This is a genomic window from Telluria sp. ZT3P25 (assembly GCF_059685895.1).
On record NZ_JCASIJ010000001.1, the window covers coordinates 2,183,208 to 2,203,504 of the forward strand.

Consider the following 20,297-nt stretch of genomic DNA (forward strand, 5'->3'; position numbering starts at 1 on the left):
GCCTTTCGTTAACAACGCAATCCTGACAGCAGTGTCACCACGCTGTCATATTCGACAACTAGACTGATTGCGGGACGACTACGACCGCAGACCATGGATATGAAAAAAAAGGCCACCGAGGCTGACTTGAAACAATTTTCCGACGGCAGCGCTTACTTGAATCGCGAGCTGTCGCTGCTTGAATTCAACCGCCGCGTGCTGGCACAGGCGGAAGACCCCACCGTACCGCTGCTCGAGCGACTGCGCTTTCTGTGCATCGTCGCGAGCAACCTGGACGAGTTCTTCGAAGTGCGCGTGGCCAGCCTGCTCGCCACCTACCAGATCGACCGCAACGACAGCGAACTGCCCGAGACCCTGGCCGCCGACCTCGAGCGCGCGAGCGCCGAGTGCCGCCACCTGATCGCGCGCCAGTACGCGCTGTTCAATCAGGAGATCCTGCCGCAGTTGTCCGAACAAGGTATCCACCTCCTGCACCGCAGCGAGCGCAATGCGGCCCAGCGCGCGTGGGTCAAGCAGTATTTCGACCGCGAAGTGCGCCCGCTGCTCACGCCCATTGGCCTCGATCCGGCCCACCCGTTCCCGCGCGTGATCAACAAGAGCCTGAACTTCATCGTTGAACTCAGTGGCAAGGATGCGTTCGGGCGCGGCTCGGGTATTGCCATCATGAAGGCGCCGCGCGTGCTGCCGCGCGTGATCCGTCTGCCGGACGACCTGTCCGACAAGCCGGGCACGTCGTACTGCCTGCTGTCGTCGGTGATCCAGTCGCATATGGCCGACCTGTTCACGGGCCGCGAAGTGGTGTCGTACTCCCAGTTCCGCGTCACGCGCAACAGCGACCTGTGGGTGGATGAAGAGGAAGTGAAAAACCTGCGCCAGGCGCTCCAGAGCGAGCTGCACGGTCGCCAGTATGGCTTTGCCGTGCGCCTCGAGGTGGGCCGTTCGTGCCCGGCGCACCTGGCCGATTTTTTGCTGAACCAGTTCCACATCGACCGCAGCCGCCTGTTCACCGTCGATGGCCCGGTGAACCTGGGGCGCCTGCTCGAAATCGTCAACCAGCACGACCAGCCAGACCTGAAATTCCCGTCGTATGTGTCGGGCTATCCGGGCAAGCTGTCAGGCGCCGACATGTTCGCCGCACTGAGGAAGCAAGACGTGCTGCTGCACCACCCGTTCGAATCGTTCCAGCCGGTGATCAACTTCATCCAGTGCGCGGCGGCCGATCCCAACGTGGTGGCGATCAAGCAGACCATCTACCGGGCGGGCAGTAATTCCGAACTGGTCGAGGCGCTGATCACGGCTGCGGAGCGAGGCAAGGAAGTCACCGTCATCGTCGAACTGATGGCGCGCTTCGACGAAGAGGCCAATATCAACTGGGCGGAGAAGCTCGAGAAGGCAGGCGCCCAGGTCGTGTATGGCGTCGTCGGATTGAAAACGCACGCCAAGATGGCACTCGTGCTGCGCCGCGAACCGAGTGGCCTGCGCCGTTACGCGCACCTCGGCACCGGCAACTACAACCCCACCACCGCCAGGTTCTACACCGACTTCGGCATCCTCACCTCCGACGACGACCTGACGTCGGATGCGAATGAAGTGTTCATCCACCTGACCAGCATGACGCGGCCCAAGCAGCTGGCCAGCATCTGGCTGGCGCCGTTCTCGCTGCACAAGGAAATCGTGCGCGCGATCCGCAACGAGACCGAGCTGGCGAAACAGGGTAAACCAGGGCGCATCATCGCCAAGATGAATTCCCTGACCGACGAATCGGTGATCAAGGCGCTGTACGACGCCTCGTGCGTGGGCGTGAAGATCGACCTGATCATCCGCGGCGCCTGCGCGCTGCGCCCGGGCGTCGAAGGGCTATCCGAGAATATCAAGGTGCGCTCGATCGTCGGACGCTTCCTGGAACACACGCGGATCTATTACTTCCGCAACGACCTGAAACACGATACGTACCTGAGCAGCGCCGACTGGATGAACCGCAACCTGTTCCGCCGGGTCGAAGTGGCATTCCCGATCCGCGCGCCGCTGCTCAAGCGCCGCATCATGCGCGAAGGCTTGCTGCCCTACCTGAAAGACAACGTGAATGCGTGGGAACTGGGCAGCGATGGGCGCTACCGCCGCCGCCGGCCGCGCGGCAAGCAGGTTGGTTACAGCGCGCAGCAGGCATTGATGGACACGCTGGGCGCCGAGAGCGTCCCGAACAAGGAAATCGACAATGGAACTGATCCTCTGGCGCCACGCTGAAGCCGAGCCAGGCTCGCTTGAACTGGCCGACGAACACCGCGCGCTGACACCGAAAGGCCAGCGCCACGCCGCCCGCATGGGCGCGTGGCTCGAGCGCAAACTGCCGGCCGACTGCCGCATCCTGGTCAGCCCCGCCACGCGCTGCGTGCAGACGGCCGACGCGCTCGGGCGGCGTTACAAGGTGGTGGAAGCATTGAGCACCGCGTCGAGCGCGGAAGCGATCATCGAGGCCTGCGGCTGGCCAACGCACCGGCAGCCGGTGCTGGTCGTGGGTCACCAGCCGCTGCTGGGTGACGTGGCGTCGCTGTTATTGTGCGGGCAAAAGCAGGACTGGCGCATCCGCAAGGGCGGCGTGTTCTGGATCGAGCACAAGGCCAGCGACGGCATGCCGTACATCCGCCTCGTCGCCGGGCCGGACGTGATTGGCAAGCTGCGTTAAACCTGGCGTACCTGGAACGGCACCCCGACCTCGCCCCAGGCCTGCACTTCTTTCTCGAGCCATGGCGCGAGCGTCGGGTGCTTGCGCATCAGCTCCGCCGGCAGATCCAGGTCGATGCGTGAGCGCATGCGCAGGCGCAGGCCGGCGATATCGTCATCGGCGCGTGCGTGCATCAGCACGATCGCCAGGCGCAGCGCCAGCACGGCCTTGGCCAGGTCGGCCTCCACCAGCGTTTCACGGATCTTGCGCAGATTGCCTTTCTGGCCCAGCACCAGCGTGGACAGCATGCGCTGCTCGCGCGTCGTGAAGCCACCCAGATCGGCGTGTTCGACGATGTAGGCGCCATGCTTGTGCGCGCCGCTCATCGAGATCGCCAGGCCGATTTCGTGCAGCATCGCGGCCCAGGCCAGGTACGGCCGGTGCGTCTCGCCCTGCGGCTGCAGGCGTTCGAACAGCTGCGTCGCGATGCCCACGGTGCGCAGTGCGCGCCCGCTGTCGACGCGGAAGCGCCCCATGCAGGCACGGATTGCGGCGTCGCGCCGGTCGCGCCGGTTCGCGCGCAGTTCGAGATCGGACAGCACGCCCAGGCGCAAGCCCGCATTGATGGCGGTGAGCCGCTCGACCTTCAGCTCTTGCATCGCGCCGATCAGCACCGTCAGGCCGCCGACCATCACGGGCACGCGCTCGCGCTTGACGCCCGGGAGCACGAAGGCATCCACGTGACCCAGGTCGAGCAGGATCGCGCGCAGCGCCTGCAGGCTGTGCTGCGAAACCGTGCCGTCGCCGATGGCGTTGCGCGAGATGACTTCGGAAATCGCCCGCATCGTGCCCGACGAGCCGTAGGCGGTATCCCAGCCCTTGGCGTGGTACAGCGAGGCGGCGTCTTCGAAGCGGGCGCGCGCGGCGGTGACGGCGGCGTCGAAATTGTGCGCCGTGATGCGGCCATCCGGGAAGTAGGCCAGCGTTTGCGGCTGGGTGCCGATGCCGAAGGATTCGACCAATTGAATGTCGCCCCCGGTGCCGGCGATGACTTCGGTCGAGCCGCCACCGATGTCGATCACCAGGCGCCGCTCGTCGTGACGCTCGATCGCGCGCGCCACGCCCATGTAGATCAGGCGCCCCTCTTCTTCGCCCGAGATGATGTCGATCGGATGCCCGATCGCGTTCTCGGCCAGCGGCAGCAGCAGGTCGGCGTTCTTCGCCACGCGCATCGTGTTGGTGGCGACCACGCGCATGGCGTCGAGCTGGTATTCGTCGAGGATCTTGCGGAACTCTTGCAGGCAGTGGATCGCGCTGCGCATTGCCGCTTCGCTGAGCATATTGTCGGCATCGAGACCGGCCGCCAGGCGGATCGGATTGCGCGCGGTGCGCACGATGTGGATGCGGCCACCGGCGGGCTCGCCGATGTGAAGGCGGAAGCTGTTGGACCCGAGGTCGACTGCTGCAAACATGAGGCCCTTTCGATGATGACCGGATGCCTGGGCGGGCAAGGCGCCGCCCAGGTATCTTCATGCGACCGAGTATACAGCCTGGGCCGGTGTGCGCCTAGAGCGCGCTGCGCTGCGCCGGCGTACGGCGCATGCCGAACCAGAAGCCCAGCAGGCACGGGATGCCGAGGGCGACGGCCGAGACGGCGTCCCAGATGCCGTCGCCCAGCAGCGCCGAGATCAGGCCGATCGTGGTGAGGATGCCGAGCACGATCGGCGCGCCCCAGACTTGTAATGGTGTGCGGATCATGGTCGTTCTCCGGTGAGAGTGTGCGTTGACGGGATCGGGTGCGGGTGCGGGTGCGCGTGCGCCGCGACCTTGGTGGTGGCGTTGCCCGTCTTGCCGCGCTTGAGCCACAGGTACAGGCCCGTGCCCAGAAGGATGATGGTGGCGATGTCCAGCAGCGCCCACAGCAGCTTCATCGCCTGCCCGCCGTAGTCGCCGAAGTGCAGCGGCTGCGAGACCAGCAGGGCTTTCAGATACCACGGCAGTACCGGGGCGTCGGTCAGCTGGCCCGTGTTCGCATCGATCAGCACGGGCCGGTACATGCGCGAGCTGAACGCCTCGTTGCCGTTCATGTAGATGCCGTAGTGATGCTCGCTGCTGAAGTCAGTGCCCGGGAACGCGACGAAGGCCACGCGCATGCCCGGCAGCGCTGCCTTGGCCGTCTCGATCGCGTCGTGCACCGACGCCGTGTGCGGCAGTGGCTTCTTGCCTTCGTACTGCTTGAGGATCTGCGCCAGTTCGTTCTTCTGGTAGTACTTGTACATCAGGTCGGCCCAGGTATTGATCATCCCGGTGCCACCGACAACAAACAGCCAGACCAGCGTGACGATGCCCAGCATATTGTGCATGTCGAGCCACTTCAGGCGCGCGCTGCGCTCCTTGCGCACGGTGCCGAAATCGAGCTTGCGCATGAACGGCGCATACAGCACGACGCCACTGACGATGGCCACCAGCAGCAGCAAGGCCATGAAGCCCAGGAACAGCATCCCGGGCAGGCCCATGAACAGGTCGACGTGCAGCGCCAGCATCGTCGACATGAACACGCCGCCCTCGAAGGCCGGCTCGGTAATCACCTTCGTGGTACGGGCATCGACCGCGATCGGCTTGTAATCGTGGTCGTGCATGTGATCGGCCAGCGTGACGTTCCAGATCTCGGGCACGTCGGCTTCCTGCGAGATGAACATCGGCTTCTTGGTCGGGTACAGCTCCTTGGCCGACGCGATCACGGCGTCGACGTTCCCCTGCGGCATTGGGCTGGACAGCACGGGCGGCTCGACCTCGGTGCCCAGCAGGTGGCCGATTTCGTGGTGGTAGATCAGCGGCAGACCGGTCAGGCACAGCAGCAGCATGAAGATGGTGCAGATCAGGCTGCTCCACTTGTGGATCCAGCCCCAGCGGCGCAGGGAGACGGGTGACATGATGGTTGCGCGTGCCTATGGCAAGATTCAATGAGTCCAGAATAATAATCGTTCTCATTTACATTAGCAAGACGTGGAGATAGAATGCGCGCTACCCCCTATCCATACAGACTGCATCACATGAACACTCGCCGTTTTGCCCTGACCCCGGCCGCATTCGCCGCCGCCCTCCTCGTTGCAGGTACCGCATTCGCCCAGGACGGCGCGCCGGCCACGGACGACAGCGCCGTTCCGACCGTCGTCATCAGCGCGTCGGCCGACGCATCGGCCCAGGGCCTGCCGGCCGCCTACGCTGGCGGTCAGGTCGCGCGCGGCGGCCGTCTGGGCCTGCTGGGCAACGTCGACATCATGGACACGCCGTTCAACAGCACCAACTACACGCATGCGCTGATCCAGGACCAGCAGGCGCGCAGCGTGGCCGACGTGGTGCAAAACGACCCGTCGGTGCGCGTGGCGCGCGGCTTCGGTAACTACCAGGAGCTGTACATGATCCGCGGCTTCGCGGTCGGCTCGGACGATACCGCGTACAACGGCCTGTATGGCCTGCTGCCACGCCAGTTCGTCGCGACCGAACTGGTCGAACGCGTCGAAGTCCTGCGCGGCGCCCACAGCTTCATCAACGGCGCGGCCCCTGCCGGCGGCAGCATCGGCGGCTCGATCAACCTGCTGCCCAAGCGCGCGCCGAATCAGGACCTGAGCGAAGTCACGCTCGGCGCCGAGACGGGCGGCCAGGGTTACGGCGCCATCGACCTGGGCCGCCGCTTCGGGCCGGAAGGCCGTGCGGGCGTGCGCGTGAACGTTGCGCACCGCAAGGGCGACACCGCAGTCGATCGTGAAGGCCGTGAACTGAGCGTGTATTCGCTGGGCGTCGATTACCGTGGCCGGGGCTTCCGCCTGTCGGCCGACATCGGGGCGCAGGACCACGAACTGACCAATGCACGCCCGAGCGTGACGCTGGGCGCCACCACCCCGATGATCGCGGCACCAAGCGCCGACCGTAACTTCGCGCAGCCATGGACCATTTCTGAAGAGCGTCACACCTTCGGCACCGTGCGCGCCGAAGTCGACCTGGCCGGCGGCGCCGTCGCCTGGGCCGCACTGGGCGCGCGCAGCGGCCAGGAATACAACATCCTGTCCTCGATCACGGTCAACAACGCCAATGGCGACGGCACCATGACCCGCTTCGACAACATCCGCAAGGACCAGGTGCGCACCGGCGAAGTGGGCGTGCGCGGCGCGCTGCGTACCGGCTTCATCAAGCACATGCTCAGCGCCTCGGCCTCGGGCTTCCACAGCGAGTCGCGCAACGCCTATGCCCTCAGTGACTTCACCGGCTTTGCGTCGAACGTCTACATGCCGCGTGACGTGGCAGCGCCATCGTCATCGTTCTTCACGGGCGGCGACATGGGCAATCCGCTCGTGACGTCCAAGGCAATCCTGTCGAGCCTGGCCATTGCCGACACGCTCTCGCTGCTGGACGACACGGTGCTGATCAACCTGGGCCTGCGCCACCAGCGTATCAAGGACTACGGCTACGACTATGGCACCGGCCTGGAAAACTCGGCCTACGAGGCCAGCGAGAACACGCCGTTCGCCGCTGTCGTCTACAAGCTGCGCAAGGATCTGTCGGTGTACGCCAACTACAGCGAAGGCTTGCAGCGCGGCGCGGTTGCCTCCGGCGACCAGATCGTCAACCAGGGCCAGGTTTTCGCGCCGTACGTATCGCGCCAGCGTGAAGCGGGCGTCAAGTTCGACAGCGGCCGCTATGGTTTGAGCGCTGCCGTCTTCTCGACCAGCCAGCCAAGCGCCTATGTGCAGAACCGCGTGTTCGGCGTGTTCGGCGAGCAGCGCAACCGCGGCCTGGAGCTGTCGGTGTTCGGCAATCCGGTGCGTGGCCTGCGCGTGCTGGGTGGCCTGACGCTGATCGACGCCGAACAACGCGTCACGGCGGGCGGCATCAACCAGGGCAAGGATGCGATCGGCGTGCCGGAAACGCAGCTGAACATCGGCGCCGACTGGGACGTGCCGGGCGTGCAGGGCCTGGCACTGAATGCCCGCACCGTCTACACGGCGACCCAGTACGCCGATGGCGCCAACACGCAGAAGCTGCCGTCATGGACCCGCGTCGACCTGGGCGCAACCTACCGCACGAGCTTCATGGACCGTGACCTGACGCTGCGCGCCCGCGTGGACAACGTCGCCGACAAGAACTACTGGGCCTCGGCTGGCGGCTACCCGGGTTCGGGCTACCTGGTGCTGGCGGCGCCGCGCACCGTGGCGGTGTCGGCAACCGTCGGCTTCTAAAGCACGTTCATCGCTGCGCCTTGACGATCTGCAGGGCGCTGGCGATGGCGGTGCTGATGTCGCCCATATTCGCGGGCACGATCAGCGTGTTGTTGGTCTTGGCCAGGTTGGCAAAGGCGTCTACATAATGCTCGGCCACGCGCAGGCTGACGGCGTCCATCCCGCCCGGTGACTGGATGGCATCACCCACCTGGCGCAGAGCCGATGCGCTGGCTTCGGCCAGCGCGACAATCGCCGTCGCCTCGCCCATCGCGCGGTTGATGGCGGCCTGCTTCTCCCCTTCCGAGCGCGCAATCGACGCCTCGCGCTCACCGCTGGCGATATTGATCTGCTCCTGGCGCCGGCCTTCCGACGCGGCGATCAGCGCGCGCTTTTCGCGTTCGGCCGTGATCTGGGCCTGCATCGCATGCAGGATCTCGGCGGGCGGGGTCAGGTCCTTGATCTCGTAGCGCAGCACCTTGACGCCCCAGTTGGCGGCCGATTCATCGATCGCATTGACGATGTGGGTGTTGATATGGTCACGCTCTTCGAACGTTTTATCGAGCTCCATCTTGCCGATCACCGAGCGCAGCGTGGTCTGGGCCAGTTGCGTGATCGCCTGCAGATAGTTCGATGAACCGTACGACGCGCGCATCGCATCGGTCACTTGAAAGTACAGGATGCCGTCGACCTGCAACTGCGTGTTGTCGCGCGTGATGCAGACCTGCGGCGGGACGTCGAGCGGGATTTCCTTGAGGCTGTGCTTGTAGGCGACGCGGTCGACGAACGGCACGACGATGTTCAGGCCCGGCGCCAGCGTGGCGTGGTATTTGCCGAGGCGCTCGACCACCCAGGCGTTCTGCTGCGGCACGACGTTGATGGTCTTGAAGACGAAGACCAGCGCGATGACGAAAATGATCAGTGCGACGAAGCTGAGGGTCGATTCCATGGGGTTCCCTTTGGAGTTGGATTACATCCGGATTGGATGGGACGGTTCTGATCTACTGGCGCGCCACGATGAGGCGATTGCCCTGCACTTCGACGATCTCGTGCTCGCCCGGCTGCGCATCCTGGCCAGGTTGCAGTTCGACGTCCCACAGCGCGCCGCGGTACATCACGCGGGCACGTCCGCCATGCCACTGCGGCACGCTGACGCGCTGGCCGATGTCGAGGTTGATGCTCGGGTCATTCGCCGCCGGGCGCCGCCCGCTGCGGGCAAAGCGCGTGCGGCGCAAGACCAGCGTGGCCGCAATCCCAATCGCCGCCGCAATCAACGTCTGTAACGCGCCGCTCGCGCCCAGCCACGCAGCCAGTGCGCCGAACACGAGGCCCAGCGCGATCATCAACAGGTAGAACGTGCCGATGAACAGTTCCGCGACGATCAATATGCCGGCCCCGATCAGCCAGTAGGTCCAGTCGGCCATGGTGTGTCTCCTTTTTATTCTAATGAAAAAAACCCCCGCTACCCGAAATGGATAGCGGGGGCCTCGCGAGCACCGGGTGCCCGCCCTTGCTTACATTTTTGCCAGCTTCTGCCAGGTGTCGATCACCGAGTCAGGATTGAGCGACATCGACTCGATGCCCTCTTCCACCAGCCACTGTGCGAAATCAGGATTGTCCGATGGACCCTGGCCGCAGATGCCGATGTACTTGCCCTTGGCGCGGCAGGCCTTGATCGCCATCGACAGCAGGGCCTTGACGGCCGGATCGCGCTCGTCGAAGTCCTTGGCCAGCAGCTCCATGCCGGAGTCGCGGTCCAGGCCCAGCGTCAGCTGGGTCAGGTCGTTCGAACCGATCGAGAAGCCGTCGAAGAACTCGAGGAACTGCTCGGCCAGGATGGCGTTGGATGGCACTTCGCACATCATGATCAGGCGCAGGCCGTTCTCGCCGCGCACCAGGCCATTCTTGGCCAGCAGGTTCACGACTGCCTCGGCCTGGCCGAGCGTACGCACGAACGGGATCATCAGCTCGACGTTGGTCAAGCCCATCTCGTTACGCACGCGCTTCATGGCCGTGCACTCCATCGCGAACGATTCGGCGAAATCGTCGGCCAGGTAGCGCGCCGCGCCGCGGAAGCCCAGCATCGGGTTTTCTTCGTCCGGCTCGTAGCGCGAACCGCCGATCAGCTTCTTGTACTCGTTCGACTTGAAGTCGGACAGGCGCACGATGACCGGCTTAGGCCAGAACGCGGCAGCGATCGTCGAGACGCCTTCGACCAGCTTGTCGACGTAGAACGCGCGTGGCGATGCGTGGCCACGGGCGACCGATTCGACGGCCTTTTTCAGGTCGGCGTCGATGTTCGGGTACTCGAGGATCGCCTTCGGGTGCACGCCGATGTTGTTGTTAATGATGAACTCGACGCGCGCCAGGCCCACGCCGCTGTTCGGCACCGACTGGAAGTCGAAGGCCAGCTGCGGGTTGCCGACGTTGAGCATGATCTTGGTCTTGATCGGTGGCAGTTCGCCACGCGCGACCTCGGTCACTTCGGTTTCCAGCAGACCGTCGTAGATCATGCCTTCGTCACCTTCGGCGCACGAGACGGTGACCAGGGTGCCGTCCTTGAGGACGTCGGTCGCGTCGCCGCAGCCGACGACGGCCGGCACGCCCAGTTCACGCGCGATGATCGCCGCGTGGCAGGTACGGCCGCCACGGTTGGTGACGATCGCTGCGGCGCGCTTCATGACCGGTTCCCAGTTCGGATCGGTCATGTCGGCCACCAGCACGTCGCCCGGCTGGACGCGGTCCATTTCGGACGGGTCGGTAATCACGCGCACGCGGCCGGCGCCGATCTTCTGGCCGATCGCGCGGCCGTGGGTCAGCACGGTGCCGGTGCCCTTCAGGTGGAAGCGCTGCTGCGCATCGGTCGACTTCTGCTGCGACTTGACGGTCTCGGGACGCGCCTGCAGGATGTACAGCTTGCCGTCGCGGCCATCCTTGCCCCACTCGATGTCCATCGGACGGCCGTAGTGGTTTTCGATGATGACGGCGTACTTGGCCAGCTCGATGATCTCTTCTTCGACCAGCGAGTAGCGGTTGCGCATTTCGATCGGTACGTCGACAGTCTTGACTGAGCGGCCAGCCTTGGCTTCGGCGGTGAATTCCATCTTGATCAGCTTGGAGCCGATATTGCGGCGGATGACGGCCGACTTGCCCATTTCGAGCATCGGCTTGTGGACATAGAATTCGTCCGGATTCACGGCGCCCTGCACGACGGTCTCGCCCAGGCCGTAGCTCGAGGTGATGAAGACGACGTCCTTGAAGCCCGATTCGGTGTCGATGGTGAACATGACGCCGGCCGCGCCGGTGTCCGAGCGCACCATGCGCTGCACGCCCGCCGACAGCGCGACTTCGGCGTGGGTAAAGCCCTTGTGCACGCGGTACGAGATTGCGCGGTCGTTGTACAGCGACGCGAAGACGTGCTTCATGGCCTCTAACACGTTGTCGATGCCGACGACGTTCAGGAACGACTCCTGCTGACCGGCGAACGACGCATCCGGCAAATCTTCGGCGGTGGCCGACGAACGCACGGCGAACGAGACTTCGGTTTCCGAGTCGGCGAACAGGCGCTCGTAGAAGTTGCGGATCTCTTGTTCGAGGCGCGGCTGGAATGGCGTGGCGACGATCCACTCGCGGATCTCGGCGCCGGCGACGGCCAGCGAGCGCACGTCGTCGATGTCGAGGTTGTCGAGGCGGCGCGCAATGCGCTCGCCCAGCGACGCGCCGCCGTCGATGCTGTGATCGAGGAAGTCGCGGAACGCATCGGCGGTGGTGGCAAAGCCGGTTGGCACGCGCACGCCGGCGCCGGCCAGTTGGCTGATCATTTCGCCGAGGGATGCGTTCTTGCCGCCGACCGACTCGACGTCGGTCATGCGCAAGTCTTCGAACGACGCGACGTAGACGCGGTCGGCCTGCCCCGGTTGGATCGCTGCAGTAGCTGGATTGGTCATGATAAAAAACACCTTACTTGATGATGGAAACCTGTTGGTGCATCGGTGCAGGGCCGGGGCGCGATTCGCGTATTCTTGTTATTCTGGCCCGTGTGCAGCACAATGCAAAATCCGTTGCCGAGCATTCTACCCCGCAAGTCGGGGATGTGCAGCGCACTTTACATGCAACTCTGTCAGCAAAGCTTAACAAACAGACCATGATCGACGATCCCCAGTCCCTGCCCGCACTGGCGCCGGCCCCTTCCCGCACCGTGTTCTTCGTCTCCGACGGCACCGGCATCACCGCGGAGACGTTCGGTCACGCGGTCCTGAGCCAGTTCGAGATGCGCTTCCGGCAGATTCGCCTGCCCTTCATCGACTCCATCGAAAAAGCGCACGACGCCGCGCGCCGCATCAACGACAGCTTCGCGCTGCATGGCCAGCGCCCGATCGTGTTCTCGACCCTGGTGAAGCACGACCTGTCGAGCGTGATCCGCTCGGCCAAGGGCATGCACATGGACCTGTTCCAGACCTTCGTCGCCCCGCTTGAGCAAGAGCTGGACGTCAAGTCGACGCACACGATCGGCCGCATCCACAACGCGGTCGACAGTGAAGAATACAAGAACCGCATCGAAGCCATCAACTTCTCGCTGGCGCACGACGACGGCCAGTCGCACAAGAACCTGGCCGATGCCGATGTCATTCTGGTCGGGGTGTCACGGTCAGGGAAAACGCCAACAAGCCTGTACCTGGCGATGCAATACGGCCTGAAAGCCGCAAACTACCCATTGATCCCGGACGACTTCGAACGCGGCCGCCTGCCGAGCAACCTGCCGCCGTACAAGGCCAAGCTGTTCGGCCTGACGATCACGCCCGAACGCCTCTCGCAAATCCGCAACGAACGCCGCGCCGGCAGCAAATACGCCTCCATCGAAAACTGCCGCTACGAAGTCAACGAAGCCGAACTGCTGATGCGCCGCGAAGGCATCCGCTGGCTCTCGTCAACAACAAAATCCATCGAAGAAATCGCCACAACGATCCTCCAAGAAATCGCCCCCGACCGCCGCGAATATTGAACAATTAGGGTCAGAGTCGAATTATTGAGCAATTTCTTTTCATCCCAGCGAATCCACGCCGGGATAAGCTCTACTTGCCCAAAAACCCTTGAAACCCAATTAGGGTCAGAGTCGAATTGTTTGACAACTTTCGAAAACAGAGCGACCTCAATCAGATGAGGTCGCTTTTTTAATGGGAAATTGCCTAATAATTCTACTCTGACCCTAATTGCAAATAAATTGATTAGAACCCAGGAATTAAGCTGGGAGGGCTTGCGCGATAAATCGGAGGTGCCGCCCGACGATAATTGGCCAAGCGGCCGTCGAAGCATGGCAACTATAGTCCGGCCGACAATTAAAGCGAAGCGGGATGGCACTAAACAATTAGGGTCAGAGTCGAATTGTTTGACAACTTTCTCGAATTAAACACCCTCAATAAGATGGGGCTGCTTATTCGGAGATAAATTGCTCAATAATTCTACTCTGACCCTAATTGTTAGAGCTCAGTAAAAAGGAAATTGCCCAACAATTCTACTCTGACCCTAATTGTTGGGCTATTGCGTGGGGGTTAGAAGTATTGGCGCCAGTCGCTTAGCCAGGCGGGGAAGGCCGTGGCGGGCATGGGGTTGGCGATGTGGTAGCCCTGGGCGTAGGTGCAGCCGAGGGCTTGCAGGAAGTCCCAGTCGCGGCGGGTTTCGACGCCGACGGCGACCGATTTGCGGTCCAGGCTGTGGGCCAGGCTCAGGCAGGAGCGCAGGAGCGTGCTCAGCGGCAGGCGGCGTGAGGCGCCGTCGACGAAGCTGCGGTCGATCTTCAGCTCGGTGAACGGGATGCGCGCCAACAGTTGCAGGTTTGAACGGCCGGTGCCATAGTCGTCGATGGCGAGGCCAAAGCCCATCATCCGCAGCCGGACCAGGCGCTCGATGAAGTCGGGGTCCGTGTTCAGGACGGACGATTCCGAGATTTCGAAGGTCACGTCGGTGGCGGCGACCCCGTGGCGCTCCAGACATGCCGATATCTGGCGCACAAACGCGGGATGGGCCAGCGTCTCGGAGGCGATGTTCAGCGAGATCGGGATCGCGATGTCCTGGTCCTGCAGCCAGCGCTGGCGCTCGACCGACAACTCGATCATGCTCCAGTCGAGAAAGTCGATGCGGCCGCTCTCGCCCAGCGCATCGACGAACGAGGCTGGCCCCAGCACGCCATGCTCCGGGTGGTTCCAGCGTGCGAACACCTCCAGGCCTTTGACCTGCCCCGTCGCCAGCTCGATCTTCGGCTGGAAGTACGGCTCGAACTGACGCTTTTGCAGCCCGATGCCCACTTGCTGGAACGTGAACTGCGGCTCGGCTGGGGTCTGGGCTAAACGCGGCAGCGGCGTGTAGTTTTCCAGCACCGGCTTGAGCGTCACGGCGGTGACCGGGCGGGCGATGGCGCCGAGCAGCTCAATGCCAAACGCTTCGGCCAGCGTCTCGACGGAGAACAGCAATCCTGCAGGCTGCGCACCGGTCATGATCAGACGCGCCGCGCATTGCATCTCGCCCAGCCGCCGCAGCAGCGCCAAGCCATCCATGCCGGGCAGTTCCAGGTCGATCAGCGCGACGTTGACACGGGGCGTTGCGCCAGCTTCCAGTGCCTGCAGCGCCGCCGGACCGTCGGCGACGTCAGTGACCCGGCCGGCGCCGAGTTGCCCCAGCAAGGCGACCAGCGCCCGGCGTTCGGAAGGGTCGGCTTGCGCCACCAGAAAATGCAAATGCGCGATGTCCATCGTTACTCCACGTTACAAGCCGCTAGCGTACTGGATGGCGCAGGCGCCGTCTATGCCTGCGCTGCCTGCTGCTGGCGCAGGCCTTCAAAGAAGCACACGGCGGCGCAGGCGGCGACGTTGAGCGACTCGACCTGCCCCAGATGCGGTACCGCGACGCGGTGCGTGGCCAAGTCCAGCACCTCGGTCGAGACGCCCTGCCCTTCGTGCCCCAGCACCCACGCCACAGGTAGCCGCAGGTCCAGCGTGTACAGGCCTTCGGCCGCATAGCCGCTGGTGGCCAGCACCGGCACCTGCGCCGTGCGCACCAGGTCCGGCAGCTCGACATGCTCGAAAATCTCGAGCACGAAGTGCGCGCCCATCGCCGCGCGCAGCACCTTCGGCGACCAGCAGAAGGCGGTGCCGGGGCTGCAATATACCTGCTTGATGCCGGCAGCAGCGGCGCTGCGCAGGATCGAGCCCACGTTGCCCGGGTCCTGCACGCCGTCGAGCAGCACGCTGGCCATCACCAGCGCCGGCGCAGTCGCCGGTTGCGGCGTGTCGATCACGAACAGCAGATGCACGCCATGCTCGACCTGGCTGACGGCGTTGAACAGCGCATCGGGCAGCGCCGTCACCGGCGCGTTCACGGCGCCGCAGCGTGCGACGATGGCCTGCACTTCGGGGTTGCTTAGCGCGCCCTCGGACACCACGCAGTGGCGCGGTGCGCCGCGCAGGTCGAGCCAGGTCTGGCACAGGTGCACGCCGTCTAACAGGCTGTGGCCGGCCTTGCGGCGCGCCTGCGAGCTGGTGGCCAGCGCCTTGATCTCTTTGTAGAACGCGTTGTCGCGCGAAGTGATGGTCTTCATGGGTTCACCACATCGCCAACCATGGCACCAAACAGGTCGGTCTGCAGCATCCCGCGCACCGGTGCGAACGAGCGCCGGTGCGCCGGCGACGGCCCGTGCGCGCCCAGGCGCTCCAGGTGCAGCGCGGTGCCGTAGCCCTTGTGCTGATCGAAGCCATATTGCGGATACTGTTCATGCAGCCGCACCAGCGCCGCGTCGCGCGCCGTCTTGGCCAGGATCGACGCCGCCGAAATCGCATTGACCTTGTCGTCGCCCTTGACGATCGCGTGCGCGCGCACCGTCAGCTCGGGACAGCGATTGCCGTCGATGAGCGCGATCGTCGGCGCATGCTGCAGCGCCTCCACGGCGCGCCGCATCGCCAGCATGGTGGCCTGCAGGATGTTGATGCTGTCGATTTCTTCGCACGAGCATTCCGCCACCGCCCAGGCCAGCGCCTGCGCGCGGATCAGCGGCGCGAGTTCGTCGCGCCGCGCGGCGGTCAGCTTTTTTGAATCGCGCAGGCCATCGATCGGACGGCGCGGATCGAGGATGACGGCCGCTGCAAACACGGGCCCTGCCAGCGGGCCGCGGCCCGCTTCATCGACGCCGCACACGACGTCCAGTGCGGTAAATGGCCGGCCCCTGGTGGGCAGGCCGGGATACAGATTGATTCTGGTTTTTGTCATCTACGTGGTGCGGGCGCAGTGCGCCCGATAATCTGCAGCACCGCCTGCGCGCTCTCTTCGGCGCTGTTGCGCAGCAAGCTGTGATGCATGTCGAGGAAGCGCTGCGCCAGGCGCTCGCGCCCCGCAGTGTCTTGCAGCTGGCGCCAGACGGCGTCGGCCAGCGCTTCGGGCGTGGCCGCATGCTGCAACAGCTCGGGCACGACGAATTCGCGCGCCAATATGTTCGGCAATCCTATCCACGGCTGGTAACCCATGTGCCGCATGATCTCCCACGAGGCGCGCATGACCTTGTAGGCGATGACCATCGGCTTCTTGAATAGCGCCACTTCGAGCGTGGCCGTGCCCGAGGCGACCAGCACCGCGTCGGCGGCGGCAATCGCCGTGTGCGAACCTTCGGCAGTCACGATCAGCTCCACACCCTGCAGACCGGCTGCGGTGACGATCTGGTCAAAGTACGCCCGCTGGCGCTCGCCGACCATCGGCACGACAAAGCGCAGGCCGGGATCGCGCGCCGCCAGCAGCTGCACGGCGCGCACGAATGGCTCGGCCAGGTATTTCAGTTCGCCCATCCGGCTGCCCGGCATGACGGTGACGACGCGCGCATCATCTGGTAACCCCAGTGCGCGGCGCGCAGCCGCCACGTCGGGCACGAGCGGAATCGTCTCGGCCAGCGGATGCCCGATATACGTCACCGGCACACCCGCAGCGCGGTAGATCGCTTCTTCGAACGGGAAAATCACGAGCATGTGCGACACGGCGCGCTGGATTTTCTTGATGCGGCCACCGCGCCAGGCCCAGATCTGCGGCCCGATGAAGTGCACTGTCGGAATCCCCGCCGCGCGCAACTGCTCTTCCAGGCCCAGATTGAAGCCCGGATAGTCGGCGCCGATGAAGGCAGCCGGCCGTTCGGCGATCAGGCGATCGCGCAGGCGGCTCTGGATGCCTTTGAGTTCACGGTAGCGGGGAATGACTTCGAACAGGCCGCGAACAGTGAGAAGGTCCATCGGGACGTCGCTGACCATGCCCTGCTCGATCATGCGCGGCCCACCGATGCCGTGGAAGCGCGCTTGTGGCAGATGCGGACGCAGCCCGGCCAGCAGGCGCGCTGCGAGCATGTCGCCGGACGCCTCGCCCGCCACCAAGGCCAGCGAAACGTCGCGGGCTGCAGCGGACGGCACGCCGTCAGCGAACGATGCCACGGCTCGCGGTACCGAGGAAATCGCGCAGCAGGCGGATATCGTTTGCCGCTGCCGGCAGGCGTTCTTCTTCGGCCTGCAGCGCCGCTTTGGCTTCTTCGAGCGTCAGTCCGTTCCGGTACAGCAGCTTGTAGGCGCTGCGGATACCGTCGAGCTGTTCGCGCGTGAAGCCGCGGCGCTTGAGGCCTTCGAGGTTGACGCCGCGCGCACCGGCCGGATTGCCCGATACCAGCACGTACGGCGGCACGTCCTGCGTCAGGCTCGTGTACATGCCGATGAACGCATGGGCGCCGATCTTGCAGAACTGGTGCACGCCGACGAAGCCGGACAGGATCGCCCAGTCGCCCACGTGCACGTGGCCCGCCAGTTGCGCGTTGTTCGAGAAGATCGTATTGCTGCCCACCTGGCAGTCGTGCGCCAGGTGGACATACGCAGAAATCCAGTTGTCGTTGCCCAGGCGCGTGACGCCTTCATCCTGCACCGTGCCCAGGTTGAAGCTGACGAATTCACGCACCGTGTTGCGGTCGCCGACTTCCAGCCGGGTCGGCTCGCCCTGCCACTTCTTGTCCTGTGGCGCCGCGCCAATGGAGCAGAACTGGAAGAACCTGTTGTCCTTGCCGATCGTCGTATGGCCGTCGATGACGACGTGCGGCCCGATGACGGTGCCGGCATCGATGCGCACGTTCGGGCCGACGATCGAGTAGGCCCCGACCTCGACCGAGCTGTCGAGCTGCGCCTGCGGATCGACGATCGCGGTTGGATGGATCTTGCTCATCACGTCTCCTTACTCGGGCGTGGACGCAGCCGGTGCAGCCCCGGCGCCTTTCATCGGCGCTTCGGCCGCGCCCCGGATCGTGCACATCAAGTCACCTTCAACAGCCACCTTGCCATCGACCGTGGCCACGGCCTTGTACTTCCAGATGCCGCGCGAGACGCGCACGATTTCCACTTCCATGCGCAGCTGGTCGCCCGGCTCCACCGGCCGCTTGAAGCGCGCATTGTCGATGCCGACGAAGTACACGACCGAGTTCTCGTCGGGCTTGACGCCCATCGTCATGAACGACAGGATCGCGGCAGTCTGCGCCATCGCTTCGATCATCAACACGCCCGGCATCACTGGCTTGTGCGGGAAGTGGCCGTTGAAGAATTCTTCGTTGATGGTGACGTTCTTGATTGCGACGATGCGCTTGCCCAGTTCGACGTCCAGCACGCGGTCGACCAGCAGCAGCGGATAGCGGTGCGGCAGGTATTCCTTGATCTGGTTGATGTCGAGGGTGGTGAGTTCTGGCGTGGTCATTGTTGTTGTTCTGTGAGAGTTTTGATGGTTTTCTCGAGCGCGCGCAGTTTTTCGCGCATCGAGCCCAGGTTGCGCACGATCGCGGCGCTGCGTTCCCATTCGGCGTTCTTGGCCAGCGGGTAAAAGCCCGTGTACTGGCCCGGTTCGAGCACCGAGCGCGATACCATGCTACCCGATGAGATATGCACGTTATCGGCGATCTCGAGGTGGCCCAGCACCATGGCGGCGCCACCGAACGTGCAGCGGCTGCCGATCCTGGCGCTGCCCGCCACGCCGACGCAGCCGGCCATCGCGGTGTGCGCGCCGATGCGGGTGTTGTGGCCGATCTGGATCTGGTTGTCGAGCTTGACGCCGTCTTCGATGATCGTGTCTTCAAGTGCGCCGCGGTCGATCGTCGTGTTGGCGCCGATGTCGACGTCGTCGCCGATCAGCACGCGGCCGGTCTGCGGAATCTTGATGTACACGCCGCCTTCGTTGGCAAACCCGAAGCCGTCGGTGCCGATCACGGCGCCCGAATGCAGGATGCCGCGCTTGCCGATCTCGCAGCCGGCGTGGAACGTCACGTTCGCGAACAGGTGCGTGCCTTCGCCGATGACGGCGTTGCGCCCGACGTAGCAGCCGGCGTCGATGACGGCCTGCGCCTGGATGACGGCGCCTTCGTCGATCGTCACGTGCGGCCCGATATGGGCGCTCGGATCGATCATGGCGCTGTCGGCAACGACGGCGCTCGGGTGCACGCCTGCGGGCGGCACGTGATCCGTCAGCGAAGCGAAATACTGCGCCGCGCGGGCGAAGTATGCGTAAGGGTTGGTGGTGACGATGCGCGCGCCTTCATAGGTCGCGGCCACCGTCGGGTCGTCCAGCGGCGACAGAATCAGGGCCGCGGCCCCGCTTTGCGCCGCCAGTGCGCGCAGCTTGCTGTTGGAAAGGAAGCTGATGTGCGAAGCGCCGGCCGTGTCCAGGGGAGCAATCGCCGTAACCTCAAGGTTCGGGTCGCCCACCAGCTGTCCGCCGAAGCGCTCGACCAAATCGCCTAGTCGAATGCCCATCTCGGTCTTTCAGTGTGAGTCAAAATCGGTAAAGCAGGAAAACACTGCCGACAAGTCTTACTTGTCGAGCAGCTTGAGGATTTTGTCAGTGATGTCCACGCGCGGATTCACCCACGCCGCTTCGACCAGCACCGCGTCGAGCTTTTCGGCTTCGGCGTACTGCTCCACGAGCTTGTAGGCCTTCTGCGCGATTGCGGCGCGTTCTTCGTTCTTGCGCTGCTGCAGGTCTTCCTGGAACTCGCGCTGCATGCGTTCGACGTCTTTCTGCATGTTGAACAGCTCGCGCGCACGGCGTGTACGTTCCAGCTCGGCCAGGCTGCTCCCTTCGGCATCGAATTTTTCCGACGCGCCCTTGAACTTGCCGACCATTTCTTCCATGGCCTTCTGACGCTTGGAGAATTCAGCGGCCAGCTTGGCGTCGGCCGCCTTGGCCATCTTGGAGTCGGTCATCAGGCGTTCGGTGTAGACGAAGCCGATGCGGCCCGTCGCCACCTGCGCCTGCGCCTGTGCCAGTGGCGACGCGCACACCGCTGCCAGCAGCAAGGCTGGCGCCACGGTGGGCTTGAAGCCGTCAGGCAGCGAGGCAATCAGATTTTTCAACATAAAGTCTCTCGCAATCGT

General features: G+C 64.3%; 18 protein-coding genes. 4 read left to right on the top strand and 14 right to left on the bottom strand.

What is annotated here, in order from left to right:
• Positions 1-93: 93 nt before the first annotated feature.
• Together ppk1 and AC56LY_RS09790 are read left to right on the top strand one after the other, a co-directional pair.
• Positions 94-2,244 carry a polyphosphate kinase 1 gene (ppk1, locus tag AC56LY_RS09785; RefSeq protein ID WP_499578757.1) on the top strand — a complete coding sequence of 717 codons (2,151 nt, stop codon included), beginning with the start codon at positions 94-96 and terminating at the stop codon, positions 2,242-2,244.
• Positions 2,216-2,683: a SixA phosphatase family protein gene (locus AC56LY_RS09790; protein ID WP_183552934.1), complete on the top strand. Its 468-nt coding sequence runs from the start codon at positions 2,216-2,218 to the stop codon at positions 2,681-2,683. Before ppk1 ends, AC56LY_RS09790 begins: the two co-directional genes overlap by 29 nt.
• On the opposite strand, the gene AC56LY_RS09795 is transcribed toward AC56LY_RS09790, so the two are convergent.
• The 3 genes from AC56LY_RS09795 to AC56LY_RS09805 form a co-directional block, all read right to left on the bottom strand.
• Complete coding sequence (locus AC56LY_RS09795) at positions 2,680-4,134, bottom strand: Ppx/GppA phosphatase family protein (RefSeq protein WP_499578760.1); 1,455 nt, start codon at positions 4,132-4,134, stop codon at positions 2,680-2,682. The two genes, AC56LY_RS09790 and AC56LY_RS09795, sit on opposite strands and share 4 nt — an antisense overlap.
• A 94-nt stretch (positions 4,135-4,228) precedes the next feature.
• Positions 4,229-4,420, bottom strand: a complete 192-nt coding sequence (locus tag AC56LY_RS09800) for a hypothetical protein (protein ID WP_499578762.1) — start codon at positions 4,418-4,420, stop codon at positions 4,229-4,231.
• On the bottom strand, positions 4,417-5,595 hold the full coding sequence (locus AC56LY_RS09805) for a PepSY-associated TM helix domain-containing protein (protein WP_499578765.1): 1,179 nt from the start codon (positions 5,593-5,595) through the stop codon (positions 4,417-4,419). Before AC56LY_RS09805 ends, AC56LY_RS09800 begins: the two co-directional genes overlap by 4 nt.
• 120 nt (positions 5,596-5,715) lie before the next feature.
• On the opposite strand from AC56LY_RS09805, the gene AC56LY_RS09810 reads away from it, so the two are divergent.
• Positions 5,716-7,899 carry a TonB-dependent receptor gene (locus AC56LY_RS09810; protein WP_499578768.1) on the top strand — a complete coding sequence of 728 codons (2,184 nt, stop codon included), beginning with the start codon at positions 5,716-5,718 and terminating at the stop codon, positions 7,897-7,899.
• A 7-nt stretch (positions 7,900-7,906) separates the two neighbouring features.
• On the opposite strand, the gene AC56LY_RS09815 is transcribed toward AC56LY_RS09810, so the two are convergent.
• The 3 genes from AC56LY_RS09815 to ppsA form a co-directional block, all read right to left on the bottom strand.
• Positions 7,907-8,827 carry an SPFH domain-containing protein gene (locus AC56LY_RS09815; RefSeq protein WP_499578771.1) on the bottom strand — a complete coding sequence of 307 codons (921 nt, stop codon included), beginning with the start codon at positions 8,825-8,827 and terminating at the stop codon, positions 7,907-7,909.
• A gap of 52 nt (positions 8,828-8,879) precedes the next feature.
• Positions 8,880-9,302, bottom strand: a complete 423-nt coding sequence (locus AC56LY_RS09820; protein WP_499578773.1) for an NfeD family protein — start codon at positions 9,300-9,302, stop codon at positions 8,880-8,882.
• A gap of 90 nt (positions 9,303-9,392) precedes the next feature.
• Positions 9,393-11,825 carry a phosphoenolpyruvate synthase gene (ppsA, locus tag AC56LY_RS09825; protein ID WP_183552948.1) on the bottom strand — a complete coding sequence of 811 codons (2,433 nt, stop codon included), beginning with the start codon at positions 11,823-11,825 and terminating at the stop codon, positions 9,393-9,395.
• Between the two features lie 197 nt (positions 11,826-12,022).
• On the opposite strand from ppsA, the gene ppsR reads away from it, so the two are divergent.
• Entirely contained in the window at positions 12,023-12,880 is an 858-nt protein-coding gene (gene ppsR / locus AC56LY_RS09830) for a posphoenolpyruvate synthetase regulatory kinase/phosphorylase PpsR (RefSeq protein WP_183552950.1), read from the top strand.
• A gap of 547 nt (positions 12,881-13,427) precedes the next feature.
• On the opposite strand, the gene AC56LY_RS09835 is transcribed toward ppsR, so the two are convergent.
• The 8 genes from AC56LY_RS09835 to AC56LY_RS09870 are packed head-to-tail and all read right to left on the bottom strand — an operon-like array spanning position 13,428 to position 20,279.
• The gene (locus AC56LY_RS09835) at positions 13,428-14,624 is read right to left on the bottom strand and encodes an EAL domain-containing response regulator (protein WP_499578774.1); all 1,197 of its coding nucleotides are present in this window, start codon (positions 14,622-14,624) and stop codon (positions 13,428-13,430) included.
• Positions 14,625-14,674: 50 nt separating this feature from the next.
• On the bottom strand, positions 14,675-15,469 hold the full coding sequence (locus AC56LY_RS09840; protein ID WP_499578777.1) for a TrmH family RNA methyltransferase: 795 nt from the start codon (positions 15,467-15,469) through the stop codon (positions 14,675-14,677).
• On the bottom strand, positions 15,466-16,134 hold the full coding sequence (rnhB, locus tag AC56LY_RS09845) for a ribonuclease HII (protein WP_499578779.1): 669 nt from the start codon (positions 16,132-16,134) through the stop codon (positions 15,466-15,468). The genes AC56LY_RS09840 and rnhB overlap by 4 nt, the downstream gene beginning before the upstream one ends.
• Positions 16,131-17,333 (bottom strand): lipid-A-disaccharide synthase, encoded by a 1,203-nt coding sequence (gene lpxB, locus AC56LY_RS09850; protein WP_499578781.1) that lies wholly within the window; start codon positions 17,331-17,333, stop codon positions 16,131-16,133. The genes rnhB and lpxB overlap by 4 nt, the downstream gene beginning before the upstream one ends.
• A complete protein-coding gene (lpxA, locus tag AC56LY_RS09855; protein ID WP_499578784.1) occupies positions 17,317-18,105 on the bottom strand; it encodes an acyl-ACP--UDP-N-acetylglucosamine O-acyltransferase in 789 nt (262 codons plus the stop codon). The genes lpxB and lpxA overlap by 17 nt, the downstream gene beginning before the upstream one ends.
• Positions 18,106-18,114: 9 nt before the next feature.
• A complete protein-coding gene (gene fabZ, locus AC56LY_RS09860; RefSeq protein ID WP_183552960.1) occupies positions 18,115-18,627 on the bottom strand; it encodes a 3-hydroxyacyl-ACP dehydratase FabZ in 513 nt (170 codons plus the stop codon).
• Positions 18,624-19,676: a UDP-3-O-(3-hydroxymyristoyl)glucosamine N-acyltransferase gene (lpxD, locus tag AC56LY_RS09865; protein WP_499578787.1), complete on the bottom strand. Its 1,053-nt coding sequence runs from the start codon at positions 19,674-19,676 to the stop codon at positions 18,624-18,626. The genes fabZ and lpxD overlap by 4 nt, the downstream gene beginning before the upstream one ends.
• A gap of 57 nt (positions 19,677-19,733) precedes the next feature.
• On the bottom strand, positions 19,734-20,279 hold the full coding sequence (locus AC56LY_RS09870; RefSeq protein ID WP_258834504.1) for an OmpH/Skp family outer membrane protein: 546 nt from the start codon (positions 20,277-20,279) through the stop codon (positions 19,734-19,736).
• Between the last annotated feature and the right edge of the window lie 18 nt (positions 20,280-20,297).